The organism is Paraburkholderia sp. A1RI_3L (assembly GCF_048957895.1).
In the GTDB taxonomy this organism is placed as follows: Bacteria; Pseudomonadota; Gammaproteobacteria; order Burkholderiales; family Burkholderiaceae; genus Paraburkholderia; species Paraburkholderia kururiensis.
Map to the genome: position 1 here is coordinate 487734 of NZ_JARCHA010000004.1, position 15604 is coordinate 503337.

The 15604-nt window shown below is 67.0% G+C and carries 14 protein-coding genes; 6 read left to right on the forward strand and 8 right to left on the reverse strand.

The window, feature by feature from the left end; genetic code table 11:
* Positions 1-35: 35 nt before the first annotated feature.
* The 6 genes from PXJ20_RS14935 to PXJ20_RS14960 all read left to right on the forward strand — a co-directional run bounded on the left by PXJ20_RS14935 (position 36) and on the right by PXJ20_RS14960 (position 6599).
* On the forward strand, positions 36-869 hold the full coding sequence (locus PXJ20_RS14935) for a branched-chain amino acid ABC transporter permease (protein ID WP_199542158.1): 834 nt from the start codon (positions 36-38) through the stop codon (positions 867-869).
* Positions 870-939: 70 nt separating this feature from the next.
* Positions 940-2727, forward strand: a complete 1788-nt coding sequence (locus PXJ20_RS14940; protein WP_421032606.1) for an ABC transporter permease subunit — start codon at positions 940-942, stop codon at positions 2725-2727.
* Entirely contained in the window at positions 2724-3431 is a 708-nt protein-coding gene (locus tag PXJ20_RS14945; RefSeq protein WP_017773530.1) for an ABC transporter ATP-binding protein, read from the forward strand. The genes PXJ20_RS14940 and PXJ20_RS14945 overlap by 4 nt, the downstream gene beginning before the upstream one ends.
* 26 nt (positions 3432-3457) lie before the next feature.
* Complete coding sequence (locus PXJ20_RS14950) at positions 3458-4750, forward strand: amidase (RefSeq protein WP_421031275.1); 1293 nt, start codon at positions 3458-3460, stop codon at positions 4748-4750.
* Between the two features lie 113 nt (positions 4751-4863).
* Complete coding sequence (locus PXJ20_RS14955) at positions 4864-5982, forward strand: transporter substrate-binding domain-containing protein (protein WP_277599900.1); 1119 nt, start codon at positions 4864-4866, stop codon at positions 5980-5982.
* Positions 5979-6599 carry an ANTAR domain-containing response regulator gene (locus PXJ20_RS14960; protein WP_017773533.1) on the forward strand — a complete coding sequence of 207 codons (621 nt, stop codon included), beginning with the start codon at positions 5979-5981 and terminating at the stop codon, positions 6597-6599. The genes PXJ20_RS14955 and PXJ20_RS14960 overlap by 4 nt, the downstream gene beginning before the upstream one ends.
* A 20-nt stretch (positions 6600-6619) precedes the next feature.
* Here the strand turns inward: PXJ20_RS14960 and PXJ20_RS14965 are convergent, their stop codons facing one another.
* The 8 genes from PXJ20_RS14965 to PXJ20_RS15000 all read right to left on the reverse strand — a co-directional run bounded on the left by PXJ20_RS14965 (position 6620) and on the right by PXJ20_RS15000 (position 15560).
* Positions 6620-7534, reverse strand: a complete 915-nt coding sequence (locus PXJ20_RS14965; protein WP_277599279.1) for a LysR substrate-binding domain-containing protein — start codon at positions 7532-7534, stop codon at positions 6620-6622.
* Between the two features lie 160 nt (positions 7535-7694).
* Positions 7695-9074, reverse strand: a complete 1380-nt coding sequence (locus tag PXJ20_RS14970; protein WP_421031274.1) for an MmgE/PrpD family protein — start codon at positions 9072-9074, stop codon at positions 7695-7697.
* A gap of 107 nt (positions 9075-9181) precedes the next feature.
* Positions 9182-10165, reverse strand: coding sequence for an ABC transporter ATP-binding protein (locus tag PXJ20_RS14975; protein ID WP_126875950.1), 984 nt, complete (start codon positions 10163-10165; stop codon positions 9182-9184).
* Positions 10162-11178 carry an ABC transporter ATP-binding protein gene (locus PXJ20_RS14980; protein ID WP_421031273.1) on the reverse strand — a complete coding sequence of 339 codons (1017 nt, stop codon included), beginning with the start codon at positions 11176-11178 and terminating at the stop codon, positions 10162-10164. The genes PXJ20_RS14975 and PXJ20_RS14980 overlap by 4 nt, the downstream gene beginning before the upstream one ends.
* Positions 11175-12062: an ABC transporter permease gene (locus PXJ20_RS14985; protein ID WP_126875948.1), complete on the reverse strand. Its 888-nt coding sequence runs from the start codon at positions 12060-12062 to the stop codon at positions 11175-11177. The genes PXJ20_RS14980 and PXJ20_RS14985 overlap by 4 nt, the downstream gene beginning before the upstream one ends.
* Entirely contained in the window at positions 12059-13000 is a 942-nt protein-coding gene (locus PXJ20_RS14990; protein WP_421031272.1) for an ABC transporter permease, read from the reverse strand. Before PXJ20_RS14990 ends, PXJ20_RS14985 begins: the two co-directional genes overlap by 4 nt.
* Positions 12997-14166, reverse strand: coding sequence for an NAD(P)/FAD-dependent oxidoreductase (locus tag PXJ20_RS14995; protein ID WP_421031271.1), 1170 nt, complete (start codon positions 14164-14166; stop codon positions 12997-12999). The genes PXJ20_RS14990 and PXJ20_RS14995 overlap by 4 nt, the downstream gene beginning before the upstream one ends.
* Positions 14163-15560, reverse strand: a complete 1398-nt coding sequence (locus PXJ20_RS15000) for an FAD-dependent oxidoreductase (protein ID WP_421031270.1) — start codon at positions 15558-15560, stop codon at positions 14163-14165. Before PXJ20_RS15000 ends, PXJ20_RS14995 begins: the two co-directional genes overlap by 4 nt.
* Positions 15561-15604: the final 44 nt, after the last annotated feature.

Genomic DNA, 15604 nt, shown 5'->3' on the forward strand with positions numbered 1-15604 from the left:
CAACGGCAGGCGCACGCGTGCGAGCGGAGGCAGGCATGGTTCTGGTACTCGATATCCTGACCACGGCGGCGGTGCTGTTCATCGTGACGGCCGGGTTGATGGTGATTTTCGGCGTGATGAAGATCGTCAACTTCGCGCACGGCGCGCTGCTGACGATGGGCGCATATGCGAGCTTCGTCGTCACGCAACTCAAGCTGAACCCCTGGCTTGGCGTGCCGCTTGCGCTCGTCGTCGGGGTCGCGGCCGGCATGCTCGTTGAACGGGTGATCGTGCGGCCGCTTTACAGGCGCCCGCTCGATGCGATTCTCGCGACGTGGGGGCTCGGCATCGTGATCGGCCAGCTCATCGTGATGGGTTTCGGGCGCGAGGTGCAGTTCGTCGAGTCGCCGCTGAAAGGGGCCGTGTCCGTGGCGGGCACGGACTATTCGGCGTATCGCCTGCTGCTGGTGCCGGTGGCGCTCGTGCTTTGCGCGGCGCTCGTCGCGTTGCTGTCGGGCACCCGCTTCGGCGTGAAGACGCGCGCGGTCATCATGAACGAGGACCTGGCGCGCGGCCTCGGCATTCATTCCGGCCGCATCCGCTTCATTACCTTCAGTCTTGGCGCGGCGCTCGGCTCGCTCGCGGGCATGCTGATTACACCGCTGTCCAGCGTCGATCCCGATATGGGGCTGCCGTATCTCGTCAACGCGTTCATGCTCGTGATGGTGTCCGGCTATTCGATGACGAGCCTGCTGCTCACGTGTCTGGTGTTCGGTGCGTGCCAGGTGCTCGTCAGCACCTTCGTGAGTCCGGTGCTCGGCGGACTGACCATCGCCGTGCTGGCGGCGTTCACGCTGCGTATCCGGCCGAGGGGGTTCTCGCATGGCTAAGGGCAATCTTTCGCAGCGCCACGCCGGCCACGACGCGATGCGGCGTCCGCTCCGGCCGGTGGGGTTGGGCATGCCGCTGGTGCGCCGCGCGTTGCCGTTGGCCGCGGTGGGGCTGGTGCTGCTCGCGGCGGGTCCGCTGGTGTTCGGCACGTATCTGCTGAACGTGCTGATCCAGGCGTTCTTCTTTTCGATCGTCGCGGTGACGGTGGACATTCTCTGGGGCTACACGGGTTATCTGACGTTCGGGCAGTCGGCGTTCTTCGGCATTGGCGCGTATGCCGCCGGCGTGGTGTTCACGCATGGCGGCTTCTCGCCCGGCTTTGTGCTGCTCGCGCTGCTGGTGGCCGTGGCGGCCAGCGCGACGGTGGCAGCGCTGCTCGGCTGGCTCTCGTTCTACCGGGGCGCGTCGCCGTTTTTCGCAACCGTCATGTCGCTGGTGCTGCCGATCGTGCTGTCGCAACTCGTGCTGTCGGGCGGCCAATGGACCGGCTCGAGTTCCGGCCTGACGGGCTACCAGACCTTCGACCTCTCGCTGCAGGCCTGGTACTGGATCGCGGGCGCGGGTCTCGCCATCGTCGCGACGGCCGGGTGGGTGTTCGTGCGCAGCGACGGCGGCCGGGTGCTCATGGCGATTCGCGACAACGAATCGCGCTGCTCGTATCTCGGCATCGACACGTCGCGCGTCAAGATCGTGCTGCTGGTCGTGACGGCGGTGGTCGCGGGCATTGCAGGCTTCGGCTACGGCTCGTTCAGCGGCGTCGTTGCGCCCGAGCTGACCGGCTTCGTGCTCGGCACGCAACTGATCATCTGGGTGGCGCTGGGTGGGCGCGGCACGTTGTGGGGACCGGTGGCCGGCGCGCTTCTGATCAACGTCGTGACGTCCTATCTCAGCGGCAGCCTGCCGTTCGCGTGGCAATTGATCCTGGGTGCGGCGTTCGTCACGGTGATCGTGCTGCTGCCGCAAGGGCTCGTGCCGTTGCTGATGCGTCCGTTGCGCGGCTTCGCCGCCACGCGCCGGGTGCCCACCCTGGTCGAGCGGCCCGTGCGCGACGATGCCGGCACGCGGGACGAGTCCGGCATGGCCTTGCGCATGCAGGGCGTGGCGCGGCATTTCGGCAGCCTCAAGGTGCTGCAGGGCATCGATCTGAGCGCACAGGCAGGCGAGCTGGTCGGGCTGATCGGGCCGAACGGCGCGGGCAAGACCACGCTGATGCGCTGCATGAGCGACGGCGCGGAGCGCTCGGCAGGCGAAGTCGAGCTGTGCGGCCATGACATCCGGCGCTTGCCTGCAGACCGCTGCGTGCGTTTTGGCCTGGGCCGCAAATTCCAGAACGCGAACATCTTCGACACGCTGACGGTCGCCGAATGCCTGCGGATCGCGGGCACGCTGCTCGAGCGGCCTTCGCTGCTGCGCGTGTCGGATTCGCTGGCGCTGCCGCCTTACGCGCTCGACGTGGTGCGTGCCACGGGCCTCGACCAGAAACTGGCGGCCGTGGCGAAAGACCTCTCGCACGGCGAGCAACAGGCACTGGAACTGGCGATGGTGCTCGCGCTGGAGCCGCGCATCGTGTTGCTCGACGAACCCACGGCGGGCCTCACCAAGACCGAACGCACGCAGATCGGCAACGTGCTTGCCGCGCTGGCGCATCGGTACCGGTTGTGCTGTCTGCTGGTGGAACACGACCTGGATTTCGTCTCGGAGATCGCCACGCGCATCGTCGTGCTGCACCAGGGGCGCATCGTGATGGAAGGCAGCTTCGACGAAGTCGTGCATTCGGAGCTGGTGCGCACCATCTATGCCGGTACGGCGCAGCCACAGGCGGACGGCGTCGCCGCTGCGGGCGGGGAGGCAGCATGAGCGCAAACGCATTGGAGCTGCGCGGCGTGACGAGCGGGTACAAGGCGTCCGTCGTGCTGCGCGGTCTGTCGATGAGCGTGGCGGCCGGCGAGGCGGTTGCGCTGCTCGGCAAGAACGGCATGGGCAAGACCACGCTGCTGAAGACCATCATGGGCTACCTGCCGAAGCAGGGCGGCTCCATCCACGTGAACGGTCTCGACGTCACGCGACTGCCGCCGCACCGCATCGCGCGCGCGGGCATCGCGTATGCGCCGCAGGAGCATGCCCTGTTTCAGGATCTGTCGATTCGCGACAACCTGCGGCTGGGGCTGCCGGACGTCTCCGTGTTCGACGAACGCTTCGCGGACCTCGAACCGCTGTTTCCCGTGTTCAAGAGCCGCCTGAAGCAGCATGCCGGCACGCTGTCCGGCGGCGAGCAAAAGATGCTGCTGGTGGCGCGGGCGCTGATGACGCGACCGTCGATGATGCTGCTCGACGAGATTACGGAGGGCCTGCAGCCTTCGGTAATCGACCGCGTTGCCGAAGCGCTGTTGTGGGAGCGTAGCCGCCATGGCACGACGGTGCTGCTGATCGAGCAGCACGTGCCCTTCGCGTTGCGGGTCGCGGACCGCTATGCGATCCTCAAGCAGGGCGAGATTATCGACCACGGCGACGCGAAAGACGCCGCCGCCGCGGCATCGATCTTCGATCATCTGCGCGTATGAGCGACACCCAGGAGAGTGCTTCGAACATGAATGCAGACATGCTTTATCGGCCGGTGTCCGGCCTTGCGCTGCGCGAGAGCAGCGGCGACACGCCAGAGGAACGGGGCGGTGCGGTGCTGGAAGCGCTCGCGCGCATCGAAGCAGTGGACGCCGACCTGCGCGCGATGACCGCCGTGCTCGGCCGCGAAGAGGCGCTGGCCTGCGCGGCGGCTGCGCGCGGGCCGCTGGCCGGCCTGCCGGTCGTGGTGAAAGACATCTTCGATACCGCCGATCTGCCGACAAGTTACGGTTCGCCGATCTACGCAGGCCATCGGCCGGCTGCGGACGCGGTGATCGTGACCTTGCTGCGCCGCGCTGGCGCCGTGGTGCTCGGCAAGGCCGCGACCACCGAATTCGCGTACATGGCGCCCACCGATACGCGCAATCCATGCGACCTCGCGCGCACGCCGGGCGGTTCGTCGTCGGGCTCCGCGGCGGCGGTGGCGGCCGGCATCGCGCCATTCGCCATCGGCTCGCAAACCGGTGGCTCCACCATCCGGCCGGCCTCCTTCTGCGGCATCGCCGGCTACAAGCCGACCTTCGGCATGCTGCCCACCGTGGGCATGAAGTGCTTCTCGTGGTCGTTCGATACGGTGGGGCTGTTCGCGGCCGGCGTACGCGACGTCGCGTTTCTTGGGCAGGCGCTGTCCGGGCGCGAGCTGTCGGTCGCGGCCGGGCCGCAGCGGCCCGTGTTCGGCGTGCCTGTCGACTACCCGTGGACCGCGCCGTCGGCGAACGCCGTGGCGGCCATGGACACCGCGATCCGCGCGGTCGAGCAGGCGGGCGGCAGTGTCAGGCCGGTGCGCTTCGAGGCGTGGATGGCGGAACTGGTGGCCGCGCACGGCGTGATCCAGAGCTACGAAGCATGGCAGACGCTCGGCTATGAGTACGACCACCATCGCGCTGCGCTCTCCGCGCTGCTCGGCGAGTTTCTGGAGCGTGCCGGCACGGTGGACGTCGTGGCTTACTCGAACGCCCGCGCGCAGATGCACCGGGCGAAGGGCCGGCTCGACGACCTGTTCGACGGCGTGACGGCACTCCTCACGCCGAGCGCGCCCGACGAAGCGCCCGAGGGCCTGGGCACGACCGGCGACCCCGCGTTCAACCGCAACTGGACGCTGCTCGGGTGTCCGTGCGTGAACGTGCCGGGTCTGCGCGGCAGCAACGGCGCACCGGTCGGTGTGCAGGTGATCGGCCGGCCGTGGGACGACGCGCGGACGCTCGCCGCAGCGGCCTTCGTCGAGCAGGCAATGGCGAGCGCGGGCAAGGTGGCGCCGTGAGTGCTTCCATCGGCGCCGCCCGGGAGGCGGCCACACGCGACGACGCGGCGAAGCATGCGCCGGACCCATCGGGCGGCGAGCCGCCGCGGGCAGGCCACGACGAAAGCTGGCGCATTGGCGTGCTCTATTCGCGAACCGGCATCACCGCGGCGACGGAGTCCGAGCACTTTTTCGGCACCGCGCTCGCCATCGAAGAGATCAACGCGACGGGCGGCATCGACGGGCGGCTGCTCGACCCGGTCGTGTACGACCCGAAGAGCGACGCCGACGAATACCGCCGGCTCGCCACCCGCATGCTGCAGGAGGACGACGTCAACGTGATCTTCGGCTGCTCCACGTCGTCGAGCCGCAAGGCGGTGCTGCCGGTGATCGAGCGCAACAACGCGCTGCTCTGGTATTGCTCGATCTACGAAGGGTTCGAGTATTCGCCGAACGTCATCTATACCGGCGCGGTGCCGAACCAGAACAGCATGCAGCTTGCCGCGTGGCTGCTGCGCCACGTGGGCCGGCGTTTCTTCCTGATCGGCGCGGACTACATCTATCCGCGCGAGTCGAACCGGATCATGCGCGACATCGTGGAAGATCACGGCGGTGAAATCGTCGAAGAGATCTATCTGCCGAGCGACGCGGATGCCGCCTCGCTCGAACGCGTGCTGCGCGACATTCGGGCGGTCGAACCGGACGTGGTCTTCTCCACGCTGATCGGCCGCTCGGCGCGGGCGTTCTACGCGCTGTACCGCGAGCACGGGCTCGACCCCGCGCGCATGCCGATTGCGAGCCTGACGATGACCGAGGGCGAAACGCGCATGATCGGCCCCGCGCTGTGCGGTGGCCACATCGTCTCGGCCACTTATCTGAACACGCTCGACAACGACAGTAACCGGCGTTTCTTGACGTCGTGGCGAGCGCGCTTCGGCGACCGGCCCGCCAGCATGTGGTCGGAGATGGCGTACAACCAGGTGCAGCTCTTCGCGGCGGCCTTGAAACAGACCCGCAGCCTCGACACGGCAAAGCTGGTCGAAGCGATTCATGAGGTGGAATTCGACTCGCCGGAAGGTCTGTTGAAGATCGACCCCGCCAACAACCATGCGATCCTGACGCCGCGCATTGCCGTCTGCCGGCCGGACGGCGCGTTCGACGTGGTGTGGGAAAGCCGTGGCGTGGTCAAGCCCGACCCGTATCTGACCGCCTATGGCTTCGGCGAATTCTGGCTCGATGGGGAAACGGCATGAGCGGCAGCGCACGGCGCCTGTTCGACGACCTGCGTTCGCTGCGGGTCACGGTCATTCATCCACCGGGGGACGACCGCAGCGTGCTGGAAGAGCAGCTGCGCCGCATCGGCTGCCCGGTGCGCGTGATCTGGCCGTTCCCCGCGCGCCTGCCGGCCGATACGGACGTCATCTTCTTTCTCGTCGGTCCCGAGCTTCGCAGTGCGGGCAACTGGTGCGCGGCGGACAGCAACGCGACGCTCGTCGCGCTGTCGGACTATGAGAACCCGACCGCGCTGAAGATGCTGGTGGACACCCAGGCGCATGGCGTCATCACGAAGCCGTATCGCTCCACCGGCATTCTCAGCACGCTGGTGCTCGCACGCGCCTCGTCGGGCTACCAGCAGCGGCTGCACAGCAAGATCGGCAAGCTGGAGGAAGCCATCAAGGCTCGCCGGCACATCGAGAAGGCCGTGCGCCTGCTGATGGATTCGCAACGGCTCGGCGAAAACGAAGCGTACGAACATATGCGCGCGCGTGCCACGAGCCTGCGCATCACCGTGGGCGAGATTGCGACGATGGTGATCGATGCGCACGAGGCGATGGAAAAGCTTGGCCTCGCCAAGCCTGCGAATTCGTGACGGCGCGGCTGCCGCAGGACTCACGCCTTCAACGTCTCGTGAAAGACTTCGTCGGCCACCTGCCGTACTTCGTGGAAGAACGCCTCGACCAGACTCGAGTTCTGCGACGCCGGCATGCGGCACAGCTGGAAACGAAAATGCACCTCCGGTTCGAAGCGGCGCAGCACGATGCGGTCCTGCATGCCGCCGCCGAACAGCGGATGAATCAATGAGACGCCAAGGCCGGAGGCGACGAACTCGCATACGCTCGGCGCATTGTCGGTTTCGAGCACGACGTTCAGGTGGACGTTGTGCTCTTCGAAAACCGTTTCCACCAGCTGGCGTGTCTGGCTCATGAAAAAGAACGTGACGAACGGGACGTTGTCCAGATCGCGCGGGCGAATCACCTTCTTTTTGCACAGCGGATGCGAGGGTGGCAGCGCACAGACGAGCGCATGCTCCATCAGCGGTTCACGCGCGATGTAGGTGTTGTCCACCAGACCGTTCACGAGGCCAAGATCGAGCTGGCGGGTCACGAGCCATTCGGTCACGATCTGCGAGCTGCGCGAGTGGATGGCCAACGTGACGTCCGGGTGCGTTTTCAGGAAATTGAGCGAGACCCGGCGTATGAACGAGCCGGCCAGCGCGGGCAGGGTGCCCACGGTCAAATGGCGCTGCTCGTCGCGGCGAATCGAGTCGATAGCCTGCTCGAGCTGCCGCAGGCCGGCGAAGATGCGGTCGATCTCGCCGTACAAACGCATTCCCTGGCGCGTCGGCGCGAGCTTGCCGCGTACGCGATCGAACAAGGTCAGGCCGGAGTCGTCTTCCAGGTGGGTCAGCATCTTGCTGACTGCGGGTTGGGAGATATAGAGAATCTCGGCGGCGCGGCTGACTGTGCCCTGTTCGATGACCGCCTTGAACGCTTCGATCTGTCGCAGATTCACCTGACGCTTCATGCCATCACCCTATGGGATCGATTTATCGCAGCCGGTGCTGAAGTTCAGGATGATGCATCGAAGGCGACGGCGCCTGCAACGCGAGATTCCGCACCCTTGCCGTTCACCGCACGGTGGGCGATGAAGGGGTGATGAAGGCACGGCGCGGTCGCTTCGCGGCCTACCGGGCGCCAGCTGCCGGGGCATCCGTCGGCACGTCCGATGACGCATGGTCGAACACCAACGTACCGAGGCACGCCAGCAGGCCGTCCAGGTCGCCGGACGCCAGCGCATCGACGGCATCGAGCAGCCGGCTTTGCTGTTCTTCGGTGGAGATCAGTCTTGTCGCTGCGCGGAACTTGGCCTCCAGCTCGGCCCAGGTGAGGGCTTTCGTCGCTTCCCCGCGCGGGGCGGTGACATCGGAGGTGACGCGTCGCCCTGCGCTCGTCACCGTGACGCGAGCCAACGTCTGCGCCGGAAAGCAGGCGTCGAGTTCGGGGGCGAGGCGCAGCGTCACCTTTTCCGCCAACGCGCTGATGTCCTCCCGAAACAGCTGCTCGCGCGTGAGAGGCAGCAATGCCGACGGGCCCGCTATTGCCGCGATGGCGAGGCAGTAGGGAATGCTGTATTGAATTTCGACGAGATTCGCCGGACGTGGCGTATTCAGGATGCGCAGCGCGCCGCTATGAGTCGCGACCTCGATGGCGTCGACGCTGCGCATGTCGAGGCCGTGTCGGCTGATCAGCGCCAACAGGGCATCGACCGGTGCATGCACGTGGCGGCAGCACGCATAGAGCTTGAAGTAGACGTTGCGGATGTGCGCGGCCTCGCCCGCACGGAACGCGTCGGGAAAGCGGAAATGACGGGCGCTGTCGAGAATATTGCGCGGCCCGGTATGTCCGGCCTGGGCCAAGCCGAGCGCCATGAGACCGGTGACCACCGACCAGGGGATGCCCTCCTTGACGTCGCTTCCCTCCGGGTTCGTCGTGCGAGGCGCAGGGGCACTCGCGAACGCCTGGTTTGGCGCGCTTTCTCCCGCAATGGCGAGTGCATGCTCGAGTACGGCAAGCGGCGTCTTGCGCAACGCCGCGGCCGTGGCAACGACAGCGTAGGCGGACCACGTGCCCGTGTTCCCATACGTGAGGCGTGCCGCGCCGATCGTCACGCCGACCTCGTAGCCGATGACGATGGCGCTGATGAGTTCTTCCAGGGTGGCGCCGGTTTCCTCGGCAACGGCGAAGGCGGTCGGGATCACGGCTGCGCCAGGATGGCCGCGTGCGAGACGGTGGCCGTCGTCGAGGTCGAGCACGGACGCCGCGGCGCTATTGGCCCACGCCGCGCCGATAGCGGACCCGGCCAGTCCCGCGAACCAGATCGACGATCGCCCCGCGCCGAAGGTGTCGAGCGCCATGCCGCGCACCGCCACGACGCCTCGCTCGTGAAGACCCGCCGCAGCCGCGCTCAACAGGTCGAGGATGCAGCGGAAGGCGGCTTGCCTTGCAGGCTCGTTCGCGCGCTGTTCGCGGGCCGTTACGACGTACTGCGCAATGTGCGTCGTCATTCCGTGTGCGCGGGCGGCGTCCGAGGCTGCTTGCCCGGGTTGGGCGGCCGCCTGCGAATGTTCACTTGATGCAACCATGATGTGCGGAACCGATTCGTTGAGTATCGCTACGCGCACTCGTGCGCCGTCAACGGAAAATGGCAGGCCGCGCTGCGCCCGGCCGCCACCGCGTCGAGATTCGGGGTCTTCTCCATGCAAGGCCCGCTGGCGCGCGGACAACGCGGATGGAAAGCGCAGCCGGCAGGCAGCCGGGTAGGCGATGGAATTTCACCCTCGATCTTCGCCAGGTGCAGCCGTTCCCTCGGGTCAGGCACCGGCGACGAATCTCTGAGCACGCCGCTGTACGGATGCGCCGGCGTATCGAGCAGCGAGCGGGTTGGACCGCTTTCGACAATGCGGCCGAGGTACATGACGCTCACGGTGTCGCAGAATTGCCGGACGACGCCGAGGTCGTGCGAGACGAAAACGAACGACAGCCCACGCTCTTTGCGCAAGCTCGCAAGCAGTTGAAGGATCTGCGCCTGCACCGAGACGTCGAGGGCCGACACGGGCTCGTCGGCAATGATGAGTTCGGGGTCGAGCACGAGTGCACGCGCGATCCCGACACGCTGGCGCTGGCCGCCAGAGAATTCGTGCGGATAGCGGTCGAGCGCGTCGAGCGGCAGCCCGACGTCGAGCAAGGTCTTCGCCACCTTCTCCGCGATCGTGCGGGCATTGCCCCGGCGGTGAACGTACAACGGTTCTTCGAGCGTCTGGCGTACCGTGCGGCGAGGGTTGAGCGACGCATAGGGGTCCTGGAACACGATCTGGATACGCTGGCGCAACGCGCGCATTTGCACGGCGCTCGCCTGCCTCAGATCGATTCCGTCGAACACGATGGAGCCGGAGTCGGGTTCGATGAGGCGCAGCAACGTGCGCGCAACCGTCGACTTTCCGCAGCCGGATTCGCCCACGAGCCCCATCGAGCCGCCTCGCTCCAGCGTGAAGGAAACCTCGTTCACGGCCCGCACGACCTGGCGTGGTGCGCCAAAGCGCCCGCCGCCGCTCACGAAATGCTTGACCAGACGGTCTACACGCAGCAGTTCGCTCATAGCGACGTCTCCCCCTTCGTTCGTAACGGTGTCAGCGCCACCGGGCAGCGCGCGACATGATCGCGGGCGCCGCCCGGCACCGGCAGCAAGTCGGGATGCTCGTGTTCGCACCGAGCCTGCCTGTGCGGACAGCGTGCCGCGAACGCGCAGCCGGAGGGCGTCGTCGAGAGCGTAGGTGCCTGCCCCGGAATGCCCTGGAAGGCGTCGATGTCGAGATCGACGCGCGGCATCGCGCGCAGCAAGGCCTGCGTGTAGGGATGCGTGGGCTGTGCAAACAGCGCGTCGACATCCGCCAGCTCGACGATCTCGCCCGCATACATGACCGCCACGCGGTCGGCGATTTGCGCAACGACGCCCAGGTTGTGCGTGATGAACAGCACCGACATGCCATGCGCGGCCTTGAGCTGCGCCAGCAGCGCCAGGATTTGCGCCTGGATGGTGACGTCGAGCGCGGTGGTGGGTTCGTCGGCCACGAGCAGCGCCGGCTTGCACGCAAGCGCCATCGCGATCATGGCGCGTTGACGCATGCCGCCTGAAAACTGATGCGGATAGTCGTCGATGCGATTCTCAGCACCCGGGATGCCCACCTCGCGCAAAGCCGCGAGCGCCTGGCGGCGCGCGTCGGCATACGGAACGTCGTGATGCTGGCGGATCGCTTCGACGATCTGATCGCCCACCTTCATCGTCGGGTTCAACGACGTCATGGGGTCCTGGAAGATCATGGCGATCTGATTGCCGCGCACGTGGGCAAGCTCCGCCTCGGACAACGCCGAAAGGTCGCGCCCCTCGAACAGGATCTGACCGCCGCCGTGACGTGCCGCCGCTGTCGGCAACAGCCGCAGGATGGATAGCGCGGTCACGCTTTTGCCGCTACCCGACTCGCCGACGAGCGCCACCGTTTCGTTGCGCGCCACGCAGAGCGACACATCGCGCACGGCGGCGCGCCATTGCCGGCGGATGCGGAATTCGGTGCGCAACGCGCGAAGTTCCAGAACGGGCGAAGGCTGCGTCATCTGTTCTCTCCGCGAAGTTTGGGGTCGAGCACGTCGCGCAGGGCGTCGCCCAGCAGGTTCAAGGCGAGCACCGTGACAAGAATGGCGAGACAGGGAAAGACGATCAGCCACCAGGCGTCGAGAATGTTGTCGAAGCCATCGCGGATCATGCCGCCCCATGTCGCGATGGGGGGCGGCACGCCGAGCCCGATGAAGCTGAGCGAGGCTTCGGTGCGGATCGCCGTGGCCATCCACATGGATCCCAGTACGATCACTTCCGAAATCATGTTGGGCAGGATATGCACGGCCATCAGGCGAATCGGCCCGTAGCCCAGGGCCCGGCCGGCCTCGATGAAGTCGCGCTGCTTGAGCGCGATCGTCGGTGCGCGCGCTACGCGCACGAAGGGCGCAATCTCCGTAATGGCGATCGCCACGATCAGGTTCTGCAGGTTGGCGCCGAGCATGGCCGCCACCATGAGGCCCAGCAGCAGCGCGGGAAACGAAAGCAGCACATCGACGAGCCCCATCACGAGCTGATCGACCCAGCCGCCGAGATACCCCGCCAGGATGCCGAGCACGAGGCCCACCACCATCGCGATCAACACGGCGAGAAAACCCACCAGCAGCGAAATGCGCGCGCCGTAGATGAGCCGCGACAGGACATCGCGGCCATAGCTGTCGGTACCTAGCCAGTACTGCGCCGAAGGCGGGTCCAGCCGATAGGCGATGTGCTGGCTGATGGGGTCGTGCGGTGCGATCCAGGGTGCGAATACCGCCGCGAGCGTGACTGTCGCGAGCACGATCAGGCCGATCCATGCGATGCGATTGCCTAGCAGCGTTCGCCACAGCCCGCCAGAACGGGCGGCGGGCGTGGCGGGAGGAGACGAAGTGGCCACAGTGCTCATTTGAATTTCACCCGAGGGTCGACCCACGCGTAGGCGAGGTCGGTCACCAGATTGACGACGATGACGCAAAAGGCGAACACGATCATCAGGCCTTGCAGCAGCGTGTAATCGCGCGAATTCAAGGCGCCCAGAATCAGTTTTCCGATACCGGGCCGGTTGAAGACGATTTCGGTCAGCACCGAGTTGCCGATCAGCGTGCCGAAATAGAGGCCTACCACCGTCAAGATAGGAATCAGCGCGTTGCGCAAGGCGTGCCGCAGGATCAATTGGGCCGGTCGCAGCCCTTTGGCCCGGGCCGTGCGGATGTAGTCCTCGCACAGCACGCTCAGCATCGAGGAGCGGGTGACGCGCGTCACATAGGCCGTCATGATCAGCCCGAGGTTGAAGGCCGGTAACACCAGACCGCGCCATTGGCCCCACGGGTTGCCCGAGGTCGAACTGCCGATGACGGGAAACCAGTCGAGTTCGATGGCGAACGCGAGCAGCATCAGGATGCCCGAGACGAACGCCGGAAACGACAGGCCGGCCAACGAAAGCAGACGCGTGACGTAGTCGGGCCAGGCATTGCGCCGGAGTGCGGCCCAGATTCCGAGCGGCAAGCCGAGCCCGATGCCGATCACGATCGCGGCGACGGTGAGCTGCAGCGTCCATGGCAGCACGGCCGCTACTTCGCGCAACACGCTGTGGCCGTTCGCAAGCGAGCGGCCCAGATTGCCGCTCAGCACGTCGGCGAGGAAGTGCAGATATTGCGTGTGCAGCGGCAGGTTCAAACCGAGTTGATTGCGCAGGGCTGCCAGCGCCTGTGCGCTCGCCTGGTCGCCGAGCATGGCGGCGGCCGGGTCGCCCGGCACGAGCCGAACGAGCACGAACACCGCGGTGAGCATGGCGAGCAGGGTGGGGACCGCAAGCAACAGGCGCTTGAGGGTGTATCGGATCATGCGCAGACCTCCGAAGGCGGGACAACCATCAAGCGGTGAGCACTGAGCGCCGCGATGGCGCGGCGCGTCGAACCATGGACGACCAGGTCCGCCAGCGCGGCGCCCACCACGGGCGCGAGCTGAAAGCCGTGGCCCGAATACCCGAAGGCGTGGAACACGCCCGGCGCGTTCTTCGCAGGCCCGATCACGGGGAGCATGTCCGCTGTCCTCGCTTCGAGACCGGACCAGACGCGCACGATCCGAACGTCGCGTGCGCAGGGGAACAGGTCGGTTGCCGCGCGGGCGCCTTTGCACAGAACACCCATGCGCACCTCCGCGGTCTCGCGGTCCAGATCGGGCACGCCTTGCAGGCCCCCGCCGATCACGAGCGTACCCTGATCCGACTGCTTGAAGGACAGCGGGCGCCCCATGATCGAAACGACCGGTTCGATCATGGGGGCAATGCGTTCGGAGACGATCATCATGGAGGCTTTCGTGCCGAGTGCAATCGTGTCGCCGACCATCGCCGCGATGCGCGCGCCCCACGCGCCCGCCGTGTTGACGACGGCCGGCACGACGAGCGTGCCGGCTTGCTGGTTGGCGCCATCCGCTGTGGGGTCCATGTCGATGGCCCAGTCCGACCCGCACCGCGCAATACCGCGCACGCCGCAGCCTTCGCGAATCACGACGCCGGCCGCTTGCGCGCTGCGCCGAAACGCAGCCAGCGTGCGATGCGGATCCGCCGCTCCGTTGTCCGCCGCAATGGAGGCGCCGACGCAATGCGGGCTGATCGCGGGAACCCGTCGGCGCAGTTCTTTGGCATCGATGATCGCCTCGTGCGTATATCCCCTGACGTTGAGGTCGGCGACATGCGCCTCGAGCTTCGACAAGCTCGCGGCATCTTCCGCGACGCAAATCTGGCCATGCGCGTGAAAGCCGCAATCGTCGCCGACGAGCGATGCGATGCCGTGCCACATCTCCATGGCTTCGAGCGAGAGATCCAGTTCGCGCAGGTCGCGGTTCAGCGTACGCACGCCCGCAGCCGACGCCCCCGAGGCATGCCTGCCGGCCCACGCGCGTTCGAGCACGACGACGCGCCTGCCCGCGCGCGCCAGGTGCAACGCCGCCGACAGGCCGTGCAACCCGCTCCCGATCACGGCAACGTCGAATACGGCCTGGCTCGTCACGTGTCGCTCCCGGTGTCGAGCGATGCCAGTTCTCCGAGCGTCAACGGCTTCAAAGGCGGCCTGATGCGATAGAAACCGATCTGCTCGACGCTCTTGCCGTGTGCCGCGGCCAGGATGTGCGCAACGGTATAGCCGCACTGGCGACCCTGGCACGGCCCCATGCCTGCGCGCGTGAAGGCCTTGATCTGATTCGGGCCGGGCTGGCCGATGCGGGCCGCCGCGCGGATCTGGCCGGCGGTCAGTTCCTCGCAACGGCACACGACCGTGTCGTCGTCCGGTGCGAAGAGTTCCGCGCGCGGCGGATACAGCGCGTCCAGCATGCCTCGCATCGACAGTTGTGCAGCCAGCGTTCGCCGCAACGGCGCCGCCATGCGCTGCGCCGCCTCGTCGGTCAGCTTGCCGGCCCGCAGCGCGATGCCGAGCGCGGCCAGTTCGCCACGCGTGCACGCTGCGCGCGCCCCGCCGATGCCGGAGCCGTCACCAGCTGAAAATATCCCTGGTTTGCTCGTCTGTCCCCACGGGTCGAGTTCCGGCGCGAGGCATCGCTGGTCGGCGCGCCACGCATGTTGGCAGCCCAGCGCCTGGGTCATGTGTATGGAAGGCACCACCCCTTCGTGTACGAGCAGCAGATCCAGGTCGAGCCGCCGCGATTGTCCGTCGGCGGTGCGATAGACGAGGTGCGCGAGGCGCTCTTGTCCTTCGCCGCGTAACTGCGTCACGCCGCGGACAATGGGAAAGCCGGCACGCCGCAACTCGCGCGTCCAGCCGAGGCCTTTGAGCAGGTCTTTCCACGCAGGCAACGCCTGCGCCATGTGTGGCAGGGCGCGCCGCCAGCCGCCGGCAGGGGACGTATCGAGCCATCCCGCAATCCGGCCGCCGGCTCGCAGCAGTTGCACCATGTACAGCAACACCAGGGGACCGCTGCCCGCGATCCACGGTGCCGGTTGTGGAATCTCACGCGCGGTCTTCAGAAGAATCTGCGCGGCCCCAACCGTCAACACGCCAGGCAAGGTCCAGCCCGGGAACGGGGCGGGGCGTTCCTGCGCGCCCGTGGCCAGCAACACGTTGGCCGCGTGCACGCACTCCGCCTGCTGGCCACGGCTCATGAAGACTTGCCAGCCGGGTTCGATCTGCCAGACCTGCGTGCCCGGCTCGTAGAGCGCACCGCTCGCGCGAAATGCGCGGACAAGCGGAAGACCCGCGCCGTATTCGTCACCCAGCAGGTCGCCGGTCCGGGTGCCGGCCCGTGCTTCGACGGCGCGCCAGATCTGCCCGCCCGGCGCCTGCTGTTCGTCGACGACGATCACGCTGAGGCCCAGGCTGCGCGCGCGCAGCGCGGCGCTCATGCCTGCTGGCCCGGCTCCCACAATCAACAGGTCGACTGAGCGGCTCATCGCGGCGCCCCTTGCGCCGTTGCGCCGGGAGAGGCGACAGCGCC